The organism is Lederbergia citrisecunda, from assembly GCF_018343695.1.
Taxonomy (GTDB): Bacteria; Bacillota; Bacilli; order Bacillales; family Bacillaceae_C; genus Lederbergia; species Lederbergia citrisecunda.
On sequence record NZ_JAGYPJ010000001.1, the window covers coordinates 3,850,918 to 3,869,166 of the forward strand.

Annotated in this window: 21 protein-coding genes; 18 read left to right on the plus strand and 3 right to left on the minus strand. The window is 34.1% G+C overall.

Annotated features, from left to right (window positions below; translation table 11 throughout):
* Positions 1-448: 448 nt before the first annotated feature.
* The 11 genes from KHA93_RS18890 (at position 449) to KHA93_RS18940 (ending at position 8,098) form a co-directional block, all read left to right on the plus strand.
* On the plus strand, positions 449-751 hold the full coding sequence (locus tag KHA93_RS18890) for a hypothetical protein (protein WP_213112121.1): 303 nt from the start codon (positions 449-451) through the stop codon (positions 749-751).
* Between the two features lie 108 nt (positions 752-859).
* Entirely contained in the window at positions 860-1,138 is a 279-nt protein-coding gene (locus KHA93_RS18895) for a TIGR04104 family putative zinc finger protein (RefSeq protein WP_213112122.1), read from the plus strand.
* Between the two features lie 84 nt (positions 1,139-1,222).
* Positions 1,223-1,456 carry a YczI family protein gene (locus tag KHA93_RS18900; protein ID WP_213112123.1) on the plus strand — a complete coding sequence of 78 codons (234 nt, stop codon included), beginning with the start codon at positions 1,223-1,225 and terminating at the stop codon, positions 1,454-1,456.
* 442 nt (positions 1,457-1,898) lie between these two features.
* A complete protein-coding gene (locus KHA93_RS18905) occupies positions 1,899-2,555 on the plus strand; it encodes a TetR/AcrR family transcriptional regulator (protein ID WP_213112124.1) in 657 nt (218 codons plus the stop codon).
* A gap of 75 nt (positions 2,556-2,630) precedes the next feature.
* Positions 2,631-3,365 (plus strand): ABC transporter ATP-binding protein, encoded by a 735-nt coding sequence (locus tag KHA93_RS18910; RefSeq protein WP_349772313.1) that lies wholly within the window; start codon positions 2,631-2,633, stop codon positions 3,363-3,365.
* Positions 3,358-4,065, plus strand: coding sequence for an ABC transporter permease (locus KHA93_RS18915; RefSeq protein WP_213112125.1), 708 nt, complete (start codon positions 3,358-3,360; stop codon positions 4,063-4,065). The genes KHA93_RS18910 and KHA93_RS18915 overlap by 8 nt, the downstream gene beginning before the upstream one ends.
* Before the next feature lie 5 nt (positions 4,066-4,070).
* Positions 4,071-4,283 (plus strand): hypothetical protein, encoded by a 213-nt coding sequence (locus KHA93_RS18920; RefSeq protein ID WP_213112126.1) that lies wholly within the window; start codon positions 4,071-4,073, stop codon positions 4,281-4,283.
* A gap of 159 nt (positions 4,284-4,442) precedes the next feature.
* The gene (locus KHA93_RS18925) at positions 4,443-4,862 is read left to right on the plus strand and encodes a GNAT family N-acetyltransferase (protein WP_213112127.1); all 420 of its coding nucleotides are present in this window, start codon (positions 4,443-4,445) and stop codon (positions 4,860-4,862) included.
* A gap of 564 nt (positions 4,863-5,426) precedes the next feature.
* On the plus strand, positions 5,427-6,437 hold the full coding sequence (locus KHA93_RS18930) for a serine hydrolase domain-containing protein (protein WP_349772314.1): 1,011 nt from the start codon (positions 5,427-5,429) through the stop codon (positions 6,435-6,437).
* Positions 6,434-7,567 carry a phosphotransferase gene (locus tag KHA93_RS18935; RefSeq protein ID WP_213112129.1) on the plus strand — a complete coding sequence of 378 codons (1,134 nt, stop codon included), beginning with the start codon at positions 6,434-6,436 and terminating at the stop codon, positions 7,565-7,567. The genes KHA93_RS18930 and KHA93_RS18935 overlap by 4 nt, the downstream gene beginning before the upstream one ends.
* 312 nt (positions 7,568-7,879) lie before the next feature.
* The gene (locus KHA93_RS18940) at positions 7,880-8,098 is read left to right on the plus strand and encodes a hypothetical protein (protein WP_432806326.1); all 219 of its coding nucleotides are present in this window, start codon (positions 7,880-7,882) and stop codon (positions 8,096-8,098) included.
* Positions 8,099-8,334: 236 nt separating this feature from the next.
* Here KHA93_RS18940 and KHA93_RS18945 read toward each other — a convergent pair whose 3' ends face one another.
* On the minus strand, positions 8,335-9,150 hold the full coding sequence (locus KHA93_RS18945) for a class I SAM-dependent methyltransferase (RefSeq protein WP_213112130.1): 816 nt from the start codon (positions 9,148-9,150) through the stop codon (positions 8,335-8,337).
* A 581-nt stretch (positions 9,151-9,731) separates the two neighbouring features.
* On the opposite strand from KHA93_RS18945, the gene KHA93_RS18950 reads away from it, so the two are divergent.
* A complete protein-coding gene (locus KHA93_RS18950; protein ID WP_213112131.1) occupies positions 9,732-10,505 on the plus strand; it encodes an SDR family oxidoreductase in 774 nt (257 codons plus the stop codon).
* Between the two features lie 355 nt (positions 10,506-10,860).
* Here the strand turns inward: KHA93_RS18950 and KHA93_RS18955 are convergent, their stop codons facing one another.
* Positions 10,861-11,034, minus strand: coding sequence for a hypothetical protein (locus tag KHA93_RS18955; RefSeq protein WP_213112132.1), 174 nt, complete (start codon positions 11,032-11,034; stop codon positions 10,861-10,863).
* A 402-nt stretch (positions 11,035-11,436) separates the two neighbouring features.
* Here KHA93_RS18955 and KHA93_RS18960 point away from each other — a divergent pair, with 402 nt between their 5' ends.
* From KHA93_RS18960 to KHA93_RS18975, 4 genes are all read left to right on the plus strand, one after another.
* On the plus strand, positions 11,437-13,779 hold the full coding sequence (locus tag KHA93_RS18960) for a glycerophosphodiester phosphodiesterase family protein (RefSeq protein ID WP_213112133.1): 2,343 nt from the start codon (positions 11,437-11,439) through the stop codon (positions 13,777-13,779).
* A 411-nt stretch (positions 13,780-14,190) separates the two neighbouring features.
* Entirely contained in the window at positions 14,191-14,916 is a 726-nt protein-coding gene (locus KHA93_RS18965) for a hypothetical protein (RefSeq protein ID WP_213112134.1), read from the plus strand.
* On the plus strand, positions 14,913-15,668 hold the full coding sequence (locus KHA93_RS18970; protein ID WP_213112135.1) for a hypothetical protein: 756 nt from the start codon (positions 14,913-14,915) through the stop codon (positions 15,666-15,668). Before KHA93_RS18965 ends, KHA93_RS18970 begins: the two co-directional genes overlap by 4 nt.
* A gap of 98 nt (positions 15,669-15,766) precedes the next feature.
* Positions 15,767-16,240 (plus strand): GNAT family N-acetyltransferase, encoded by a 474-nt coding sequence (locus KHA93_RS18975; protein ID WP_213112136.1) that lies wholly within the window; start codon positions 15,767-15,769, stop codon positions 16,238-16,240.
* A 236-nt stretch (positions 16,241-16,476) separates the two neighbouring features.
* Here KHA93_RS18975 and KHA93_RS18980 read toward each other — a convergent pair whose 3' ends face one another.
* Positions 16,477-16,827 carry a VOC family protein gene (locus tag KHA93_RS18980; protein ID WP_213112137.1) on the minus strand — a complete coding sequence of 117 codons (351 nt, stop codon included), beginning with the start codon at positions 16,825-16,827 and terminating at the stop codon, positions 16,477-16,479.
* Positions 16,828-16,940: 113 nt separating this feature from the next.
* Between KHA93_RS18980 and KHA93_RS18985 the strand changes: the two genes are divergently transcribed.
* Positions 16,941-17,447 carry a TetR/AcrR family transcriptional regulator gene (locus tag KHA93_RS18985; RefSeq protein ID WP_213112138.1) on the plus strand — a complete coding sequence of 169 codons (507 nt, stop codon included), beginning with the start codon at positions 16,941-16,943 and terminating at the stop codon, positions 17,445-17,447.
* 115 nt (positions 17,448-17,562) lie between these two features.
* Positions 17,563-17,886: a hypothetical protein gene (locus tag KHA93_RS18990; protein WP_213112139.1), complete on the plus strand. Its 324-nt coding sequence runs from the start codon at positions 17,563-17,565 to the stop codon at positions 17,884-17,886.
* Positions 17,887-18,249: the final 363 nt, after the last annotated feature.

The following is an 18,249-nucleotide window of genomic DNA, read 5'->3' on the forward strand; positions in this document are numbered from 1 at the left end:
CAAACCCAATAAAAATTCAAGCTGGGTCCAATAGTGATTCAGTCTTTTTTCTTTTGCCCAATATGGCCCCAATTCCTTGGCCAATAAGGGTTCCAGCCATCTTTTCTCCATTCTCTTCTTTCTATTCTGTTGTTTTCCTCACTGTATAAACCCGTAGGGTTTCAGTTCTTTTTCGTGTAGTTTTCAATCATTTTCCCGTCTTTTCACCTGACTCTTTCCTCCATAATAGGTACGAACTTAATAACATTGGCAGAATATTCTATACAATACAGAGGGGAAAAAAGAGGGCAAAAACGACCATTTTGGGTACCAACTTAGTTCCATTGCGTTCTTAAACTAACGGGCAGTTTAGTTCAAGAGAGGTTTTTAAATTGTATTCAACAATCCGGCCAATATCTGGAATAAGAAATACGTTTATGCTAAAGATATTAAGAAAAAATAGGGTGAGGTGTTTGATATTATTATTGAGTCGATTATTGGCTTCATTATTGACTTATTAGCGAATGCTCTATTTTTTATTACTCCTAAATCTAAACTCGAAAAAAATATTGATAAATTAAGGAACGAAAAATGGTTTTCCACATTGTATCAGGACTATAGATATAGTTATGTCATTTGGCATAACAGAAAAGTGAAACGTTATCTTATTAAGTCTAATAATGTTGAATTACTTATTAGAAACGAACAGGAAAAAGAAAAATTTATTAAACTTATTGAACAAGAACACATTAAATTCACTGGCTTAAAATAATACTTAATTTTTACTAACGGGCATGATAGTATAATAAGTTTTGGGATATTTTCCTTGAAGAATAAGGTTAGAGTTCATGCTAAGATTCTCTGTAAAGAGGGGGTTTTTATGAACATACAAAAGTGTGTAACTTGTGGGGTTCAATTTACATGGAAAGAAGTGCAAAAGTCTAATCGTTATAAACCACTTGTATGTAGGAAATGTGGAACTAAGCATAAAGTTACTAAGATGACCAGATTTTTAGTTGGACTTTTGATTTTAATAGTGGCATTCATTTTTTACCTAACTAATTTTTATTATTATTTATCGACAACAATTTTCATTATTGCTGCCTACCTTAGCTTTCCTTATTTCGCTAAATATGAAGCTGTGCAAAATCATAAATAGATTTTACTTGTTGAACTAACGAAGCAGGATAGTTTAACAATCAATTAGGAATATATGGTAACTTGGTTAAAGGGGGGTTTTTAATTGTTAAAGTTTTTGCAAATTATTTTATCTATAACAGTTATTTCACTTGCAGGGTATGGATTGATTACTGAGGATTTTAAGTTTCAAACATATATGATGTTGTTTTTAGGTTTAACGATGTTGGTAATGGGATTGAGAGAATTTCAAAAGGGACAAAAAGGCTACGGCTGGCTAAGTATAGTTGTATTTATATTTATTTTATTTGTATCAATCGAAAGTTTCTTATTGAAGTAACGGGTGCTTTAATCCAATAAGGATTCCTTATTGAGCTAAAGGGCAGATTAGTTCAATAAGAAGATGTTTTAATTGGATGTTAAAGTAGTATATTTATGGAAAGTTATTGAGGTTAAAAAGTTTGAAGAAAGAGTGAGTACATTGAAAACAGATATAACAATAGGTTTAATTCAATTTTCTTTCAGGATGTAATACGAACAAATTAAGCAGTGTTGAATTTACTAACCTTACACCGTTTCACCCCTTTGACAACGGATTTTTATTAACAGTTAATAAAGGACAGAATGTGAATGAAGAGTTTTAAAGTATCTCATACTGTTGAGGGGCTCAGTTATCTCTCATAGGTTAATGTATTAACTACAAAATTACTTTCTATTGACATACAAATAATTACAGCATATTATTTATACATACATATAAATGTATGTAAAGAGGTGAAGTTTTGCCACGTAATAAATATCCAGAAATAACAAAACAACGTATATTAGATACTGCAACTAAACTTTTCCTTGAAAATGGGTGGGAACAGACAACAATTCAAAATATTGTCGATGAATTAGGGGATTTGACTAGAGGTGCGTTCTATCATCATTTCAAATCTAAAGAAGATATTATCGACGCCGTTCTTTATCGATTGTCTTTAGAAAACGATCCTTTTGAACAAGCAAAGAAAATGACGGGTTTAAGTGGTTTAGAAAAACTAAAAAATGCTTTTTTGCTGTCTTTTACTAATCAAGGACAGTTAGATGCACTCGAGTCTATTCCATCTATTTTAAAAAGTCCTAAAATTATTGCCCACCAATTAATGGACTGCATCAACACAGGAGCTCCTGATATACAATCGTTTATTGAAGAAGGTGTGATGGACGGTTCACTTTCCATCCACTACCCAAAGCAGGCTGCAGAAACTCTTATGCTACTAACAAATATTTGGTTGAGTCCGATTATTTTTTCGGTAGATACAGAAGAATATATGCAAAAGGTAAAACACTTGCAGGAATTGTTTAATGGTATTGGTTTACCAATCTTCGATAAGCAAATACTAGCAGTTCTGGAAACTTTTCACAAAAAAATCTGCATTTTAAATAGACTGTCATAAGGCAGTTTATTTTTTGGAAAAATACATACATATATATGTATGTATTGAAATTTAATAATTTGGAGGAATACAATTGTGAGGAATGAACTTGCTGTAAAAACAATTGGCTTAGTTAAGACATTTGACGGTAAAGAAGTTATTAAAAGATGTGATATGACGGTTCGCAAGGGAACAATCTACGGGTTCTTAGGAGCTAACGGAGCAGGAAAAACAACTGTTTTTAAACTGTTAATAGGATTGCTTATACCTGTTGCTGGGAATATAGAAATCTTAGGGATTGATAGTTTTAGAAATAAAAATGAAATCTTAAAAAACATAGGTAGTATTATTGAAACCCCTATGTTTTATGAACATTTATCCGCAAAAGAAAATTTGGAAATTCATCTTTCTTATATGGATATAGTAAATTCTAATATTGAAAAAACTTTAGAAATGGTGGGACTTAAAGGTACGGGAAAGCAGCCTGTTTCTAAATTTTCACTTGGCATGCGTCAACGACTTGGGATCGCAAGAGCAATCATTCACAATCCCCAACTATTGATTTTAGATGAACCTATCAATGGATTAGACCCAATGGGCATTCGAGATATGAGGGAACTATTTCTTGATCTCGTAAAAAATCATAATATGACAATATTAATTTCTAGCCATATTTTAAGTGAGATTGAGCATATTGCAGACACTATTGGTGTTATTGTTGATGGCCAGATTATAGAGGAAGTTTCCCTATCATCCATCAAAGATCAATTTCCAAATGGATTAGAAGACTATTTTTTTGATCTAATGAGTGGAGGTAAGAAGAATGTATGATTTAATGAAACTTGAACTTAAACGAAATAACATTCGTACGTATCTCATTTCGACTTTTGTCATTGCAATTATCATGTTGGGTTTTATCTATTTATTTGCCTATGTACCACAATTTGACCCAAATGATGCAGATTTGGGCTTATTTGTTGGATACAATAACATTATTTCTTTATTTGGTGTAATCAATATGACTGTCTTTTGCGTATTATCCTCTGTTGTGTATTCTCGATTTATCATTGAAGAATATATGGGAAAGCGTGTAATACTTCTCTTTTCTTATCCAATAAATAGAGGGAAAATTTTTATTTCAAAAATTTTGGTTGTTTCTTTGTTTACAATCATCTCAATGATACTTTGTAATATCCTCATTTTTGTTATTTTTGGTTTGAGTGAAACTATCTCACCTTTAGTTAATGAACGTATTACATTTGAAATTATAACGAAAGCGATTAAGACTACCATAATTATGGCAGTTTCAGCCACTGGGTTAAGTATCATTGCAATGGGAATCGGATTTATACGAAAATCTATTCCTACAACTATTATATCAGCATTTTTACTTTGTTCTTTATTATGCAATATTGTAGCTGGTACTTTAACATCCGATACACCAATTTTTGTTTTTATGGTAATAACAATACTAGGTGGAATCATTGTTACAAGCATTGTAATGAAAAAAGTTAACTGTATGGAGGTCTAACAGATATGGAACAAATAATTGAAAGATATATAGACAACGCTCTTGACAATATTGCTCCTCAACTTTACCTGTTTAGTATTATTTTAGGTATCCTACTAATTTTTTTAGGAATTACTTTTATTGTGAAAAAATCTTCAACAAGGAATTTGAAAACAGTTGGATGGATGTGCGTTGGAGTCGGTGCAGTAGCAATTGTAAGTAGTTTAGTGCAGATGTGATTTCTGGGTTGGTGTGGATTTTGAATAAAGGTCGATAGTATATAAAAAAATCCGATTCTAGGATTCCCTTATGATAATGATATTATAGTATTAGATAACATTTATTATTTTACATTCAGATGCAATATTTTAATAAGAAGTAATTAGTGGAGTGAATTCATGAAAATTAGAGTGGCAAATGAGTTAGACTACCCAGAATTAAGAAATGTATATTTACAATCACGTCGTAAAACATTTTTTTGGGAAAATACCGAAGAAATGATTTTGGAAGATTTTGATAAGCACACTGTAGGAGAGTATATCATATTAGCCGAGGCGAACAATCAAATCCTTGGTTTCGCTTCATTGTACTTACCCGATAATTTTATCCATAATTTATTTGTTCACCCAGACTTCTTGGGTAAGGGTGTTGGTGGACGGTTGCTTAATGCTTCTATAGAGAAAATGAATCGTCCATTGAAATTAAAATGCGTATCTAAGAACCAGAAAGCGATGAAGTTCTATGAACGTAATGGTTGGAAAAAGGTTGTTGAAGAGGGCGATCCAAATGAAAAGTATTGGGTTATGATGTATGAATAAACATGACAATACTCTAATATCATTTAAACTAAAGTTGTGGTTTAATAAGAAATATATATAAGAATGATTTAACTTTTTATAATGAAGTTAATCGATCACATTAAAAAGAGCATGTTTTGATCAATCTTTTTCAAAATATGCTCTTCGTATTTGCTTTAATATTAAGGTTAAAAGCTTCAATTATATTAAACTTTATTTCAAAGTTACATTTGTTGATTGTCTCCCTATCTTATTGTCAGTTTCCCTGCTAAAAAGTCGGTACCTGAGCAGCAGAGAGAATGGGAGAGACACAATGATTAGTAATGGCTCGAAAGGAATCGGGAAGCATACCAATGGTACGTCCTTCTCGGTTCTTTTTTGTTAATCAAACGTTTGATTAGTTTATCAATATACTCCTTAAAATAAAGTCGTACTGTTTAAAATTCAGTGTACTATGATTATTAGAGGATAGTTAGTTCAATATAAGAGCTAATATCCTCTTTTTTAATACATATTTGAATAATAAACTATACTTATAAATTCTAGATTAATAATCATATAAATAGAAAAATGCGAGGTACTTATGTGAGTTTTAATTCTGTCATACACAACGTAATGGAAACATCGAATCAAGTAAATTGCACAGGTGCAGGCGTAATGCTGATGCATAAAGGTGAGGTTGTGGTTGAAAAGTATTGGGGTAAGCAATCTAATCATCCTAATGCACGCAACATTCAACCTGACACGCAATTTCACATAGCTTCTGTGAGAAAGTCTTATATTGGTTATGCAGTTGCGTACGCAGTTTATCATGGCTATATTCAATCAATCGATGACCCAATCACACACTATTTACCTTTAGCAAATGATGCAGTGTATAACGGTGTACTCATTCGACATTTACTAACGCATACACATGGTTTAACCAAAAAAGATCATCAAATCCAACAAGAGTTTGCACCTGGTACGAGTTGGGCTTATCGTGGAGCGGCGATTGAGATATTAACAGATTTGGTCGAGAAAACGACCGGAAAAACAGTCGCAATGATTCTCCAAGAAACTATTTTTGAACCACTGCAGTTAGTTGAAACAGGTTGGTATAGTAGTGTGAAAGAGAACTTTGTAGATGTTATTAATGCAGAACAAAATCCACATTGGTATACAAGCGAAAATGTGGATGGTAGTCAAATGAATATGTATGTATCAATTCGTGATTTGATTAGATGGGGACAATTGCATCTTCAAAAAGGTAGGTGGAATGGTCAGCAAGTAGTTGACGAAGAACTAATTGAAATAGCTACATCCATTCAATCACCTACAACGTTGCCACTAGCTCTTCCGCAAAACGGTTTTTTCTGGTTTGCGCAAAAAGATGAAGGAATTCCTTCCGATAGAATGGAATTAAGCTTACAGCTACCAGCAGGAAGCTATCAATTATTAGGTTATACAAATGTCACTTTGCTCGTTATCCCTCAATATGAAGTTGTAGCGGTACGTGCCTTTAATAGCTTTGGCTCAGCAGAAGGATTTGATTATATAAAGGATGTAAGAACGTTTGGCGATATCATTATGGAAGTTTTAAAGGATGGAATATGATGATAGATACGATTACCAAAAAAATCAATCAAAATATTGTAGCAGAATGTGTTTCAAAAATGGTAAAAAGTCGTGTTGGATCGCTCCAAGGGTTTCATATCGAGCCAATAAAGACAATTTCAAAGAACTTTATAACAAAAGGGATATATAGAATTTTTAATAAAACAGTAGTCAATCACGAGGAACAAGCTTGGTCACTCATTTTAAAAATCATTCATCCAGAAAATGATGAAAAGAATGTTCCACAGCATCATAACTATTGGAAACGAGAAGCACTTGTATTCCAATCCAATTTCTTAGTCGATTGCCCACAAAATATCCGAGCACCGCGATGCTTCGCAGTAGAAGAAAAAGAAGACAATTCTATTTGGCTTTATTTAGAAGAAATGCGTGGTAACCATGAACCACACTGGACAGAAGAGAATCTCTGTTTTATCGCGAAGGAATTAGGGAAGTTTCAAGGCGCCTATGCAGCGGGAAATAAAAAGCTGCCTGATGTGCCATGGATTTGCAAGGCTTGGCTATCATCATGGGTGAAAGGATGTCAGCAATACGCAGATCATCCTTCTATCTATTATGAGCAAATAAAAGATATACCACAAATTGATCATGTTTTTGCAGCATATGAAGCATTAAATGATAAACTAGAATATCATTTAGCGAGGCTGAAAAAATGTCCTCAAACAGTGTCTCATCAAGATTTAAGTAAGCAAAACATTTTTGTAACAAAAAATAACGATGATGAAAATCAAGTTGCATTTATCGATTGGCAGTTTTTAAGTATTTCTGCTTTAGGTGAGGATTTAGCGAAAATGTTTGGTGTTGCATTAAGTCAAGGTGATATCCCGTTAGATAAAGCAAAGAATTACGAGGAAGCTTTATTTCAAGCATACATAGAAGGTTTAGCGGAAGCAGGTTGGAAGGGAAATATTCAATTGGTACGCTATGCTTTTTGTATTAGTATAGCAGCGAGAAGTTTTTGGGAAATTCCTAAGATCTTTAAACTGCTTGCATATAAAACAAATGATACGGAACTTTCTAGAAATATCAAACAACTCTTCCAAATTGTTAATCTGCAAGTTTCTTATGCTAAAGAAACAGATGAATTAATTCATCAACTCGGATTTTAAATATTGATTAATGCTAAATTTTCGTTTGGTCTTTAAGGAGCATGAACGGGCGAGATTGTGAAGCAACACAGGCAGAAAATGATCAAACTTTCTTTCAAAGCAACATTTTGTATAGTTTTGAAAGAAAGTTTCATAATCTAAGTAAACTTGATAAAAACAATCCTTAAAGATAGTATGTTCGTAATGATTGTTTTTTTATTCTGATAAATCAGCATAGATTTTAAGCAAGGCTAAATTGTACCCTATCATCATTTGAAACTTGGAGTTAGGAATAATTACAGGAATTAAGTTGTACTCCAATATATTTCCAAAATGAAAGGAACATTAGGTATGAAAAAGTCAACAGGCACTAAAGATTTAATAGATAGTTTAATACCACTAGGAATGATTTTTGGGTGTGCTATCGGTGTAATTTTTGGCATGTTTTTCAAACCAATTTTTCAAGTGTTTACAGTTAGTATTGGAGCTGGAATAGGCTATTTATTTGGAGTTATTGCTTATGGAATTTATAGTAAAAAGGAAAAGTTATAGTTTGAGAATATGAAAAACAGAACGATATTAGAAGCATGCTGTATTTTTAGCATGCTTCTTTTTTGTCAATATATCGATAACTACGGACACAACATCTTTAATGAAGAACCCGTAACTGGTTTGACCCACCATATGGAGGAGCATGTAGATTCAGTGTTGCCATGTTTGTTCCCCAATGGTTTAATGATTTTTCTAATATCCCCATCAAAAATGTTCAATTTCATTAAGAAGTGAAATTATTTAATTCCAAGACGCATGCGATAACTAAAAAGAATATCTTGAGATTGACCAGCAAAAGCTTGGTGAACTTGACTTTGGAATTCATTGATTGCATCTTGCAGATCATTCGCCCCTAATTTTAATGCCGTCTGTAACCCGCCTTGGCTTAAGGCGATATTGGCATATCGAAAAGCATCACAACGTTCCCAATGGTGAAAAACAATTTCTTTCGAAAACAGGAATAAACCAGAATCTCGAATTTGTTGAAGGTGTTTTTCTTTGTTCCATTTAAAGGCTAATTGATCAGCTTGTGCAAGTTCGGCAACACGTGATTCAGCAAGTGAAATTAGGCTTTGATAACTCTCTTCGACTTCTTTCGTAAAAGTCGGGGGCCAGTCACAATCATAGGCTGCAAAGATCCCGCCGTTGCAGAGGACACGAGCAAACTCGCGTAAGGTAGGCTGTGGATCCATCCAATGAAAGGATTGTGAACAAGTAAGGATATCTACTGATTCAGATTCTAATTCTAGATGATCAGACAGACCTTTCATAAACCGAAGATTTTTTGGCTCCTGCTGCGCCCGCCATTGAGAAATCGCCGCTTCTCTCATATCATCATTTGGTTCTACCCCGATTATTTCGTCTGCTTGTTGTAACCAGATGAAGGAAGACAATCCCGTTCCACAGCCGACATCAACAACTCGTTTAGGCCGCTGACCAAAATATCTCGTTAAAATTTTGACGATATCATCTGGGGGAATAGGGCGATTTTGATCATAGAGCTGACTATATCCTAAAAAACGTTCTATATTATTCGTACGAATATCTTTCATATTATCCTCATCCTTCTCTATTCGTAGTTTATTGTTGGGCTGATTATACCACATGCATCTATAAGATCTTTTTACTATTAAAAAAATAGAATAAAAGCGATCTAACTAGAATCAGAAGTGAATGTCTAATGCCTCCGCCTCATCTTGAATCTTTTATCCTCCATATGGTATACATATTAAGTTTATTATTTGTTTCGCAATCATATTATTAAAGTGAACGTAAAGGCAACTAAGGCAAGAAATAAATGAACGTTAAAGCCGATTAAAAATTATTGAAATCGTAACTTTTAGAGCTCTTTACTAAAATTGATGGTTACGATACCATGAAAGCATGGAGATGTACGAAAGGAGCATGGACTTTATGGGAGATATCCTTTAATGGCGTAGTAATTGAATGGAGTAGTTGATTCCCTTTTCATTAAAAAAGGGCCTATTTTCCATATCCATTTACACCATTATAGGATAGCTGGGTTCATGTGCTATAAACACACCAAGCGAATGCCTATTTAGGGTATTCGTTTTTTTGGTAGTATACTTCTCCAATAGCACTTTGTTCAGAGCGTCCGTTAGGAGATGCTATTATGAAACGATTAAAGAATAAGATTGCGATTGTTACTGGCACTAGTCGAGTGAAGGGGATTGGAACTGCAATATGTCGAGAAATGGCTCGAGAAGGAGCAGACATTTTTTTTACTCATTGGTCAAAGTATGATCGCCAGATGGAGTATATTGATCATGATTCTGATTGGTCGCAACTTCTTATGGAAGAAATCCGCAGCTTTGGAGTACGATGCGAATCAATGGAATTGGATCTGTCACAACCAGATGCACCAAAGAAACTGCTTGATGAAGTTCATGAGAAACTAGGTTCCCCAACAATTCTTGTGAATAATGCAGCGCATTCCATTGATGTAGATTTTCGCTCTATCAATGCGGATATTCTCGATGCTCATTATGGTGTGAATGTTAGAGGAACGTGTCTTTTGACAGTTGAGTTTGCACGTCAAATTGAAGGCAAACATGGTGGTCGAATTATTAACATGGTGTCAGGTCAAGACAAATCACCTGAACCTGGCAACTTGGCTTATGTTGCAACAAAAGGTGCTGTTTCGGCTTTTACTAAATCAGTTGCTCTTGAGTTAGCACCACTTAAAATCACGGTTAATGCCGTAGATCCCGGACCAACTGATAGTGGATGGATGAGTAATGAGTTGAAGCGGGACTTATTACCGAAATTTCCGATGGGGCGACTTGGTGAACCTAGAGATGCCGCAAAGTTAATCGTCTTTTTAGCAAGTGATGAATCCGAATGGATTACGGGACAAATTATTCATTCAGATGGAGGCTTCTGGTGATTTAACGTATTAGTGGTCGCCCGCTTTATTTATTCTTCAACTAGTCTAATGTTCTATAAGTGTGAACTCTATTCAACGGCCTGAATAATTCAAGAAAAAGGCGAGATCCTTGAATAAGACTTATAGATGTAGACGACATCGCAGTTATATTTTTAAGTGCAATGAAGTAATCTACATCAAAAGTTAAACAACTTATTTTCACCCCGTCTTCTTATTAGGACGCTTGTACGAGTGTTAGATTTAAAATTATATAATTTTATAGTCACTTAACATTTTTGTTTTCCCTCTTAAATATTCCTTCCCTCTGCTAAAAATTTGGTATCTAGCAGCTGGAAGAATGGGAGAGACACAATGATTATGTAATGGCTCGAAAGAAATCGGGAAGAGTACTAATAGTACGTCCTTCTCGGTTTTTTTTATTAATCAAACGTTTGATTAGTTTATCCAATATACTTCTCAATCCCATGTCCCATAAGAGATCCATTTGCACTTCTCCCTCGTATTTATCCGCAAGATTTCTACTCTCCATTTGAGCTGACAGAATATACAATGGAACAGTTCTCTAAGTGAGCATAGTTTTATCTCAAGAGATCCAGAGATTGATATAACTGAGAATACGGAAGTCTATTTTGAAATCAATGGAAAGGCACTTGAATGGATGGAAGCAGAATAATACATATTTCTTGTAATCATTAAAATTCTCATTGTTTCGGGTTGTGGTAAAAACTTACCCGGCAGATGAATCTGAAAAGGGAATACGGAACTATTCGGAGCCATAATACTAGGGAGAAATAACTGATTTAACTGAGTTAATTGAACATTTACATAATATTAACCTTCTACATAAATCCTCAGATTATAATAGGGTCGTCATCATGAAGGATCGTCCATAAAATTCATTAATGAAATAATAATCTAAGGAGGAAGGGTTTTGAAATTATTACAATCTAAGCAAAGTATTCTTGTAACAATGGTATTTGCTGCAGTCTTGTCATTTGCCGTAGTTCCCTCAGTCTTATTCGTTAACATGAAGGTGCATGCTAGTGAAGAACAAACCGTTTTAGTTGAGGAAAACTTTGATCAAATTCCTAATGGAGCTGTACCAGATGGATGGAAAGTGATTGAAGGAAATACAAAGGTTCAAAATGGGAAGTTAACATTGACCTCACCCTCCACTTCTGCTCCTGCAAGGGTAGTTGTTCCTCTGAATGTAGAAACTGGAGATTATGTTTTTGAAGCTGATATGACTTTCCTTTCTGCTGTTGAAGATACGAGGTGGGCTTCTATGATGTACAGGATCCAGTCAAAGGACTATCCTTATTATCAATTTGCGATCCGAAGAGGTACGACAGCATTAAACGGTTTGGAGTTTGCGGAAAGAAATTCTAAAAATCAATGGGTTGTTCCAGAAGCAACGTTCTATACTGAGAAATTTGAATACAACCAATCATACCGTATCAAAATTATTGCAAGTCATAATCGTGTCCAACAGTTTATAAATAACAAACTCGTAGTAAATACAGAGCAAGCTAACAATTGGTCCACTGGGGATATCGGTTTTCAGGCGAGCGGTTCAACTGTACAATTCGATAATGTTAAGGTGACCACTTTTGAAGGAGAATTGCCGCCTATCGAAAATTCCGGAGCTTTTCTTCCGAATGAACCAGAAACAAATATTATTAACCCGCCAACATTGATTGCCAGTTCTTTAGAAGCAATTAATAAAACAGATGTTTCATCTGTACGATTACAAGTCAAAAAAGGCAACGATGATAGCATGATGGTAAATGAGAAACCGCTAGGAGAGGCTCTATCTTCTATTAATAACAAACAGATTCCAATCATCCAAATTGAAGAAAAAGGACTTGAAGAGCAAATCATTAACATTTTGAATGAGAATCAAACGACTGATTTCCAAATCGTTTCGACCCAACCTTCCATTGTAAAATCTTTTACAACGTTATATCCAACGGCTCGCGGAGGTGTTGTTTACAACAAAAGCTCTTTTAACAAGCATGATATAAACAAGCTTATTAAGGACGTCCATGCTAGCAATTCTAAAGTTGCGATTATCCGTCAGAAAGTCCTTTCTGCTGAAATCGTACATACTTTGCATACACGGATGGTTTCTGTTTGGGGTGTTGGAGCGGAATCAGAAAAAGCCGCCCATGAATTAATTCACTTCGGAGTAGACGGAATTATTACGGATCATCCTGAAGCTTCTGCTCAAGCGTTTAGTAAATACCCTGAAAACACAATTGTCCAAAGACCGATTATCGCTGCTCATAGGGGAATCCCTTCACTAGCGCCAGAAAATACAATGTCTAGTTTCCGCCTGGCGTATGAACTTGGTGCTGATATGATTGAAACTGATGTTAAAGTGACAAAAGACAATAAGTTAGTCATCATGCATGATGATACCGTCAACCGGACGACAAATGGTACAGGGAGAGTTGCGGATTTAACCCTTGAAGAAATTAAACAGCTCGATGCAGGGAGCAAATTCAGCGCGGAGTTTACAGGTGAAAAAATCCCTACATTCAGGGAGTATTTACGAGAATTTAAAGGTAAAGATGTTATTTTACTTGTAGAGTTAAAAGACATTGGAACGGAACAACAGGTTATCGAAGAAATTGAACAGGAGGATATGATCGATCAAGTTGTCCTTCAAAGTTTTAACTTAGAGAGTATGATTCTAACGAATAAACTTAAACCGGAAATTCCTGTCGGTTACTTATTCTCTGCTGCTGTTCCTGGTACTAAAAGCGCAAAAATAAAAAACACCCAAAAAATGTTGGATTACGGAACTAATTACAATGTAACACTAAACGCAAGCTATGGAAGCATTTACGATGAATTTACGAAGTACATGCGCCAAAGAGGAATGTTAAATATGCACTGGACATTTAGGGACGAAGAGCCTTTCGCGGATAAACTAAAACAAGGGTTAATCGGGCCGATTACTGACTATACTCAATGGCTAACGTACTCTCCAATCAAGATTGAAACACCGATTAAGAAAATTAATCTAAAAATAGGCAAGACAGCAACAGTACAGGCAAAAGCCTTTGTCGATTATAGAATAGATAAAAAAGAGAATATCGCATCGAAATTATTTGTTACAGGCGATACTAAAGAAGTGCTAGTAAACGAGAATACCATTGAAGCAATATCCCAGGGTAAAGCACAAGTATTTGTTAAGCATACATTTACAATGCTTGGGCAGGAATGGAATCTAGCTGCCGAGCCTATTGAGGTAAACGTATCAGAATAATAATGGTTTATTCACTAACGTACAAATATTGTAAAAGCAGCGATTAAGTTCCGCTGCTTTTTTCTATTTTATATTAGACGACCTTTAAATAACATTTAGGATCTTATTACATGTTAATTTAAGATAAAGAAATAGTAGTGGCACAATCTTAAAAAGGACTAGAAGATTACGGAAAATAGGCAATAAACATATAGACTTATGATTTTTAAAGCGAAGAGACTCACATGAAATATTGGATAATGAAGGATAGCAGTTATATATAGTAGACTGAAAGAATTTTATATAAGAGGTTCTAGGTGAATTAACATTCTGAATATATGGTAAAATAATCCTGAATGAGAGAGATTGTGAAAAAATGTTCTTAACTAACAGTCATATAATTGATTACGGAGCGAAAGAGAAGTGTTTGGGATGGGGATAAATTTTGATATCACTTTTAATGTCATAGCGGTGTTAAGTGGGACTGTAGCATGGGGTGTTATTGCACTTATAGCGTATAGAATATATAAAAAACAAATTGTAAAACCAAAAGTATGGAAGATTCTGATTGTACTATTTGTAGGTCTTTTCTCTTTTTCATTTAATTGGAATTTGTTTAATACGTTGGTGAAGTTCCCAATTTTACCTCTCGGTGTATGGATTCTATATCTTTTTTTAAGAGGAAAGAAAGAAGTGTGGCAGACTTATCGGGCTTATGCCTGGCTAGGTTTTTGGGCGAATTTTATTTTCTTAGTATCTACTTTAATTGAAATTCCAGTCGATCATGTAATATACCCAAAAGACAAACTTTCAACCTATATCGCAAATGTTGAGAACGTATACATTGTCCCCACTCATCTATCAGCGAAGAAAGGTTCACTTAATAAAGATAGACTGTTACAACATGTGCATTCAATGCAACAAGAAACGATTTATAGTGAAAAGTGGTACCTAGATACATATATGAATAGAGAATCTAATCATGTAAATGAACGGTTTCCATATCAACTTATTGGAACCTTACCCAAATGGGGAAGTAACCTACCTACAATTATTTATATTGAGGAAGACGGCAAAGGAATTTTATTATCATCACCGAATAAGCAACTTTATTTTCGCTCCGATGATTCTCTGATAGAGGGGGGCGATAAAAAGTGATGAAGAAAAAGTTATGGATTTTTGTAGGGATAATATTTACTATGTCATCAGCAATTACATATTGGTTTTATCTTTCGAAGCCTGCTCCTTTTCCAAAAAAAGAACAATTAGTTGAAGAGATTAATAGTATCTTTCCCGAAGCAGCTGCCACTGTCATTCAAGATACTATTCCCGTGGATGAGCACCATGTATTAGTGCCTTTTATTTCTAAAGAAGATCATTATGGCCTTAGCTATTGGGTGTGGCATAAACATGTATGGAAAGTTGCGTTTATTGATACAAATGGGGAGCCAAGATTATGGAAGGTTGATAGGAATAATCCTTCGTCGTATCGTATCGTGTGGAATATTCACCCGGAGGATCATATTAGTTCTATTCATTTTTATTTATTGAAAGATAGAGGGTATCTTATTACTGAAGGGAAGGAATATTACTACCCAAAGGTACAAATGAAGGAGAGTGTCTCCCTCCAAGAAAAAAATTATGGAGCGATGCAACTGCCAGAAAATTGGGTAACATTCATGAATACATTTATAAAAGTAGAGTCAGCAAAACAGCCTAATCTGTTTTTTAACGATATTTTCACTGAACAATACGTAAGTTTTGGTTGGATTTCATATGATCAAACAAATAAAGAAGCTTTTCCAGAACGGTCATTTAATGGAGGTGGCGCATATTCAAATGAAAATGTGGATTTGGAGTTTCTGATGATATTGGATAAGGAAGAACTAGAGTTTCCGGCATTACATTAGCTCAGGAGACAATCCATATAAGGGTTGGAGGATAATTGAAGAAAGAGAAAACCAAAGAAGAAAAACTTAGATCTTTTCATATATTCGGGGAGGCTCTAATGGAGATAATTATAGAAAAAGCAGAATATGACGAGGTAGAGGCATTGGTGAAAATTTACCGTGATGCATACTCAGAAAATGAAAAATTCGGTCTTCCTGCAAGTGCATCTAGGGTTACAGTTAAAGAAGTTCAAGACTGGATAAACAACACAATTTTACTCACAGCTAAAGAAAAAGGTACAAACAAAATCGTAGCTACTGTAAGATTCAAATATAGTGAAGAGTGGCAGTGCTATGTACTAAGTAGATTAGCTGTTAATTCATCAAATAAGGGGATTGGCATTGCTACAAAATTAATGGAGTATGGGGAACATAGACTTTTAGAAATGGATGAAAGAGTAGTAAGATTAACGGTAGCTCAAACTCATCCATATTTACCTAAAATGTATGGAAAAAAAGGATATAGAATTGTAGGTGAACGTTTACTTAATAATCTACCGTATGATGAATTTATTATGGAAAAATTGTTATAACTTTTTCAACAGTTTTGAAATCAGGATATGATTGTAAGGTTCTACTTAAATTAGAAGACTTGAAGAACTGGCTACTATACTCGATAAATTTGTTCTATTGTGTTAACAAAATGGGGTTAGTGCAATAAACAGGCACACTAGATAGTTGTTGGTTTGAAATAAAGTCATAATGTTTTACCCCTTCGGTAATGATTTGCCAAAGGGGTGTTTCATGTTCCTAAATATTGTAACTATATTTACTCAGGATTACTCTCATTAGAAAAATCAAGGATTCTCAGTAAGTTCCCGGAATTATCTTGAAAAATGGCATAACGACCAGGGGGAATATCAACAGGTTCTTTAATGAATTTTAGTGTTTCTTTATTATCTTCAAAGTATTTATCCACATTATCTACTAAAAAGACAGCACCAGGAGTTAACCCTATTTCATCGTTTTCAATCATTAATTGAACTTCAGAACCAGGTAATTTTAATGCAACGGTATGATCACCCTCACGCCAAGCTTCTTCAAATCCAAGAACATCACGGTAAAAAGCAAGAGATTCTTTTAAGTCCTTTACTGGATAATCCATAAAAAGTAATTTCATTGAGTTCCCTCCATACAGTATCATTTGTGCATAATTAAATTACGTATAACATAATTCAATTACGTAAAGCATAATCCGTTTACGTGAGATAGTCAATATGGTAATATGATGTTATGAAAGAATGGATACCAATACCAGGATCAAATAAGGAAAAGATTATTAAAGCAGCGATAGAAGAATTTAGCTTGAAGGGCTACCAAGAGGTTAATATTGCTGAGTTAGCAAATAAAGCGGATATGACAACCGGAGCTATTTACCACCATTTTGGTTCTAAAGCAAAATTGTATGAAATTATTAGAATGGATATGGAACAAAGAATGGTCGATAGAATGGAGGGAGCAGCGTCATTATTTGACCAAGAAGGTAAAGCTCTGGAGGCTGCACTGATAACCGGTTTAAATTTTTCGGTAAAGATGAACCTTTGTAAATTGTTAAGTGAGGAAAAGCCTTATAGTAATGTAGACAAAATAGAAGAATTTATAACTAATATGCTTAAAAGTGAAAATCTTCCATTAGAAATTATTTTGATTTCTTCATGGCGTTCAATTTTGAATGCTATTTCTAAAGACCAAATTACACATGAACAAGGAAGAGATTTAGTAAAGTGGCTATTTAAATAATATGTACCAAGTTTTTGTACTAATAAATACAATAAACGAGGATTTTTAAAATTATTTCTAAAAGTATATTTTTTGAGTGCGATTATAATTTCTTGAAAATTATCGGGGGATTAGTATGTTCGTAAAAATATATCAGTACCACATAAAAAAAGAAAAAGAAGTTGAGTATTTGAGCATTCAAGAAAAAGCTGGAGAAATTTATAAGGAGTATTTAGATTTTCATACCATTTATTTAAAAAGCAAAGATAGTGATACAAAGTGGTTAGAGATTACTTTTTATAGAGATGAAGATGACTATAAAAAAAGTATTGAAATTATTAATAAACAGCTGGAAATTCAAGAGTTATTTAAGTCTTTTCAATCTGTTTTGGTATCTGAAAAAAATGAGATTACGGAAGAAGATTTTCTGAAAATAAAAGAAAAATATGCTTTTAAATAATGATCTTTCTATATCTATAGGGTGTGTTTGTAGAGAAAAACGGGTAAAATAATCAAACTTTTTTATAAAAATCTCCTAGCTAGAAAGATTAACTTTATTTTGATCAATCTTTGTTCAAAATGGCGTTTTTTTGTTTGCTGATAAATCAGGGTTTGTAACTCCATTTTAATTAATCCTAATAAAAGTACTACAAAAAATTGTCCTCCTGTTAAAGTGTCGGTACCTACTGTTAACAAGTTGGTATCTTATCAGCCGGAAGAATGGGAGAAACACTATGATTATGTAATGGTTCGAAATGAATCGGGAAGCGTACTGAGGGTACGTCCTTCTTGGTTCTTTTTTGTTAATCAAACGTTTGATTAG

Bases quoted from the DNA above. Each gene is read 5' to 3' on its own strand.
- KHA93_RS18925 (WP_213112127.1), top strand. From the start codon at position 4,443: ATGAAAATTAGAGTGGCAAATGAGTTAGACTACCCAGAATTAAGAAAT.
- KHA93_RS18980 (WP_213112137.1), bottom strand. From the start codon at position 16,827: ATGAAATTACTTTTTATGGATTATCCAGTAAAGGACTTAAAAGAATCT.
- KHA93_RS18975 (WP_213112136.1), top strand. From the start codon at position 15,767: ATGGAGATAATTATAGAAAAAGCAGAATATGACGAGGTAGAGGCATTG.
- KHA93_RS18950 (WP_213112131.1), top strand. From the start codon at position 9,732: ATGAAACGATTAAAGAATAAGATTGCGATTGTTACTGGCACTAGTCGA.
- KHA93_RS18915 (WP_213112125.1), top strand. From the start codon at position 3,358: ATGTATGATTTAATGAAACTTGAACTTAAACGAAATAACATTCGTACG.
- KHA93_RS18935 (WP_213112129.1), top strand. From the start codon at position 6,434: ATGATGATAGATACGATTACCAAAAAAATCAATCAAAATATTGTAGCA.
- KHA93_RS18985 (WP_213112138.1), top strand. From the start codon at position 16,941: ATGAAAGAATGGATACCAATACCAGGATCAAATAAGGAAAAGATTATT.
- KHA93_RS18920 (WP_213112126.1), top strand. From the start codon at position 4,071: ATGGAACAAATAATTGAAAGATATATAGACAACGCTCTTGACAATATT.
- KHA93_RS18990 (WP_213112139.1), top strand. From the start codon at position 17,563: ATGTTCGTAAAAATATATCAGTACCACATAAAAAAAGAAAAAGAAGTT.
- KHA93_RS18940 (WP_432806326.1), top strand. From the start codon at position 7,880: ATGAAAGGAACATTAGGTATGAAAAAGTCAACAGGCACTAAAGATTTA.
- KHA93_RS18945 (WP_213112130.1), bottom strand. From the start codon at position 9,150: ATGAAAGATATTCGTACGAATAATATAGAACGTTTTTTAGGATATAGT.
- KHA93_RS18895 (WP_213112122.1), top strand. From the start codon at position 860: ATGAACATACAAAAGTGTGTAACTTGTGGGGTTCAATTTACATGGAAA.
- KHA93_RS18955 (WP_213112132.1), bottom strand. From the start codon at position 11,034: ATGGAGAGTAGAAATCTTGCGGATAAATACGAGGGAGAAGTGCAAATG.
- KHA93_RS18965 (WP_213112134.1), top strand. From the start codon at position 14,191: ATGGGGATAAATTTTGATATCACTTTTAATGTCATAGCGGTGTTAAGT.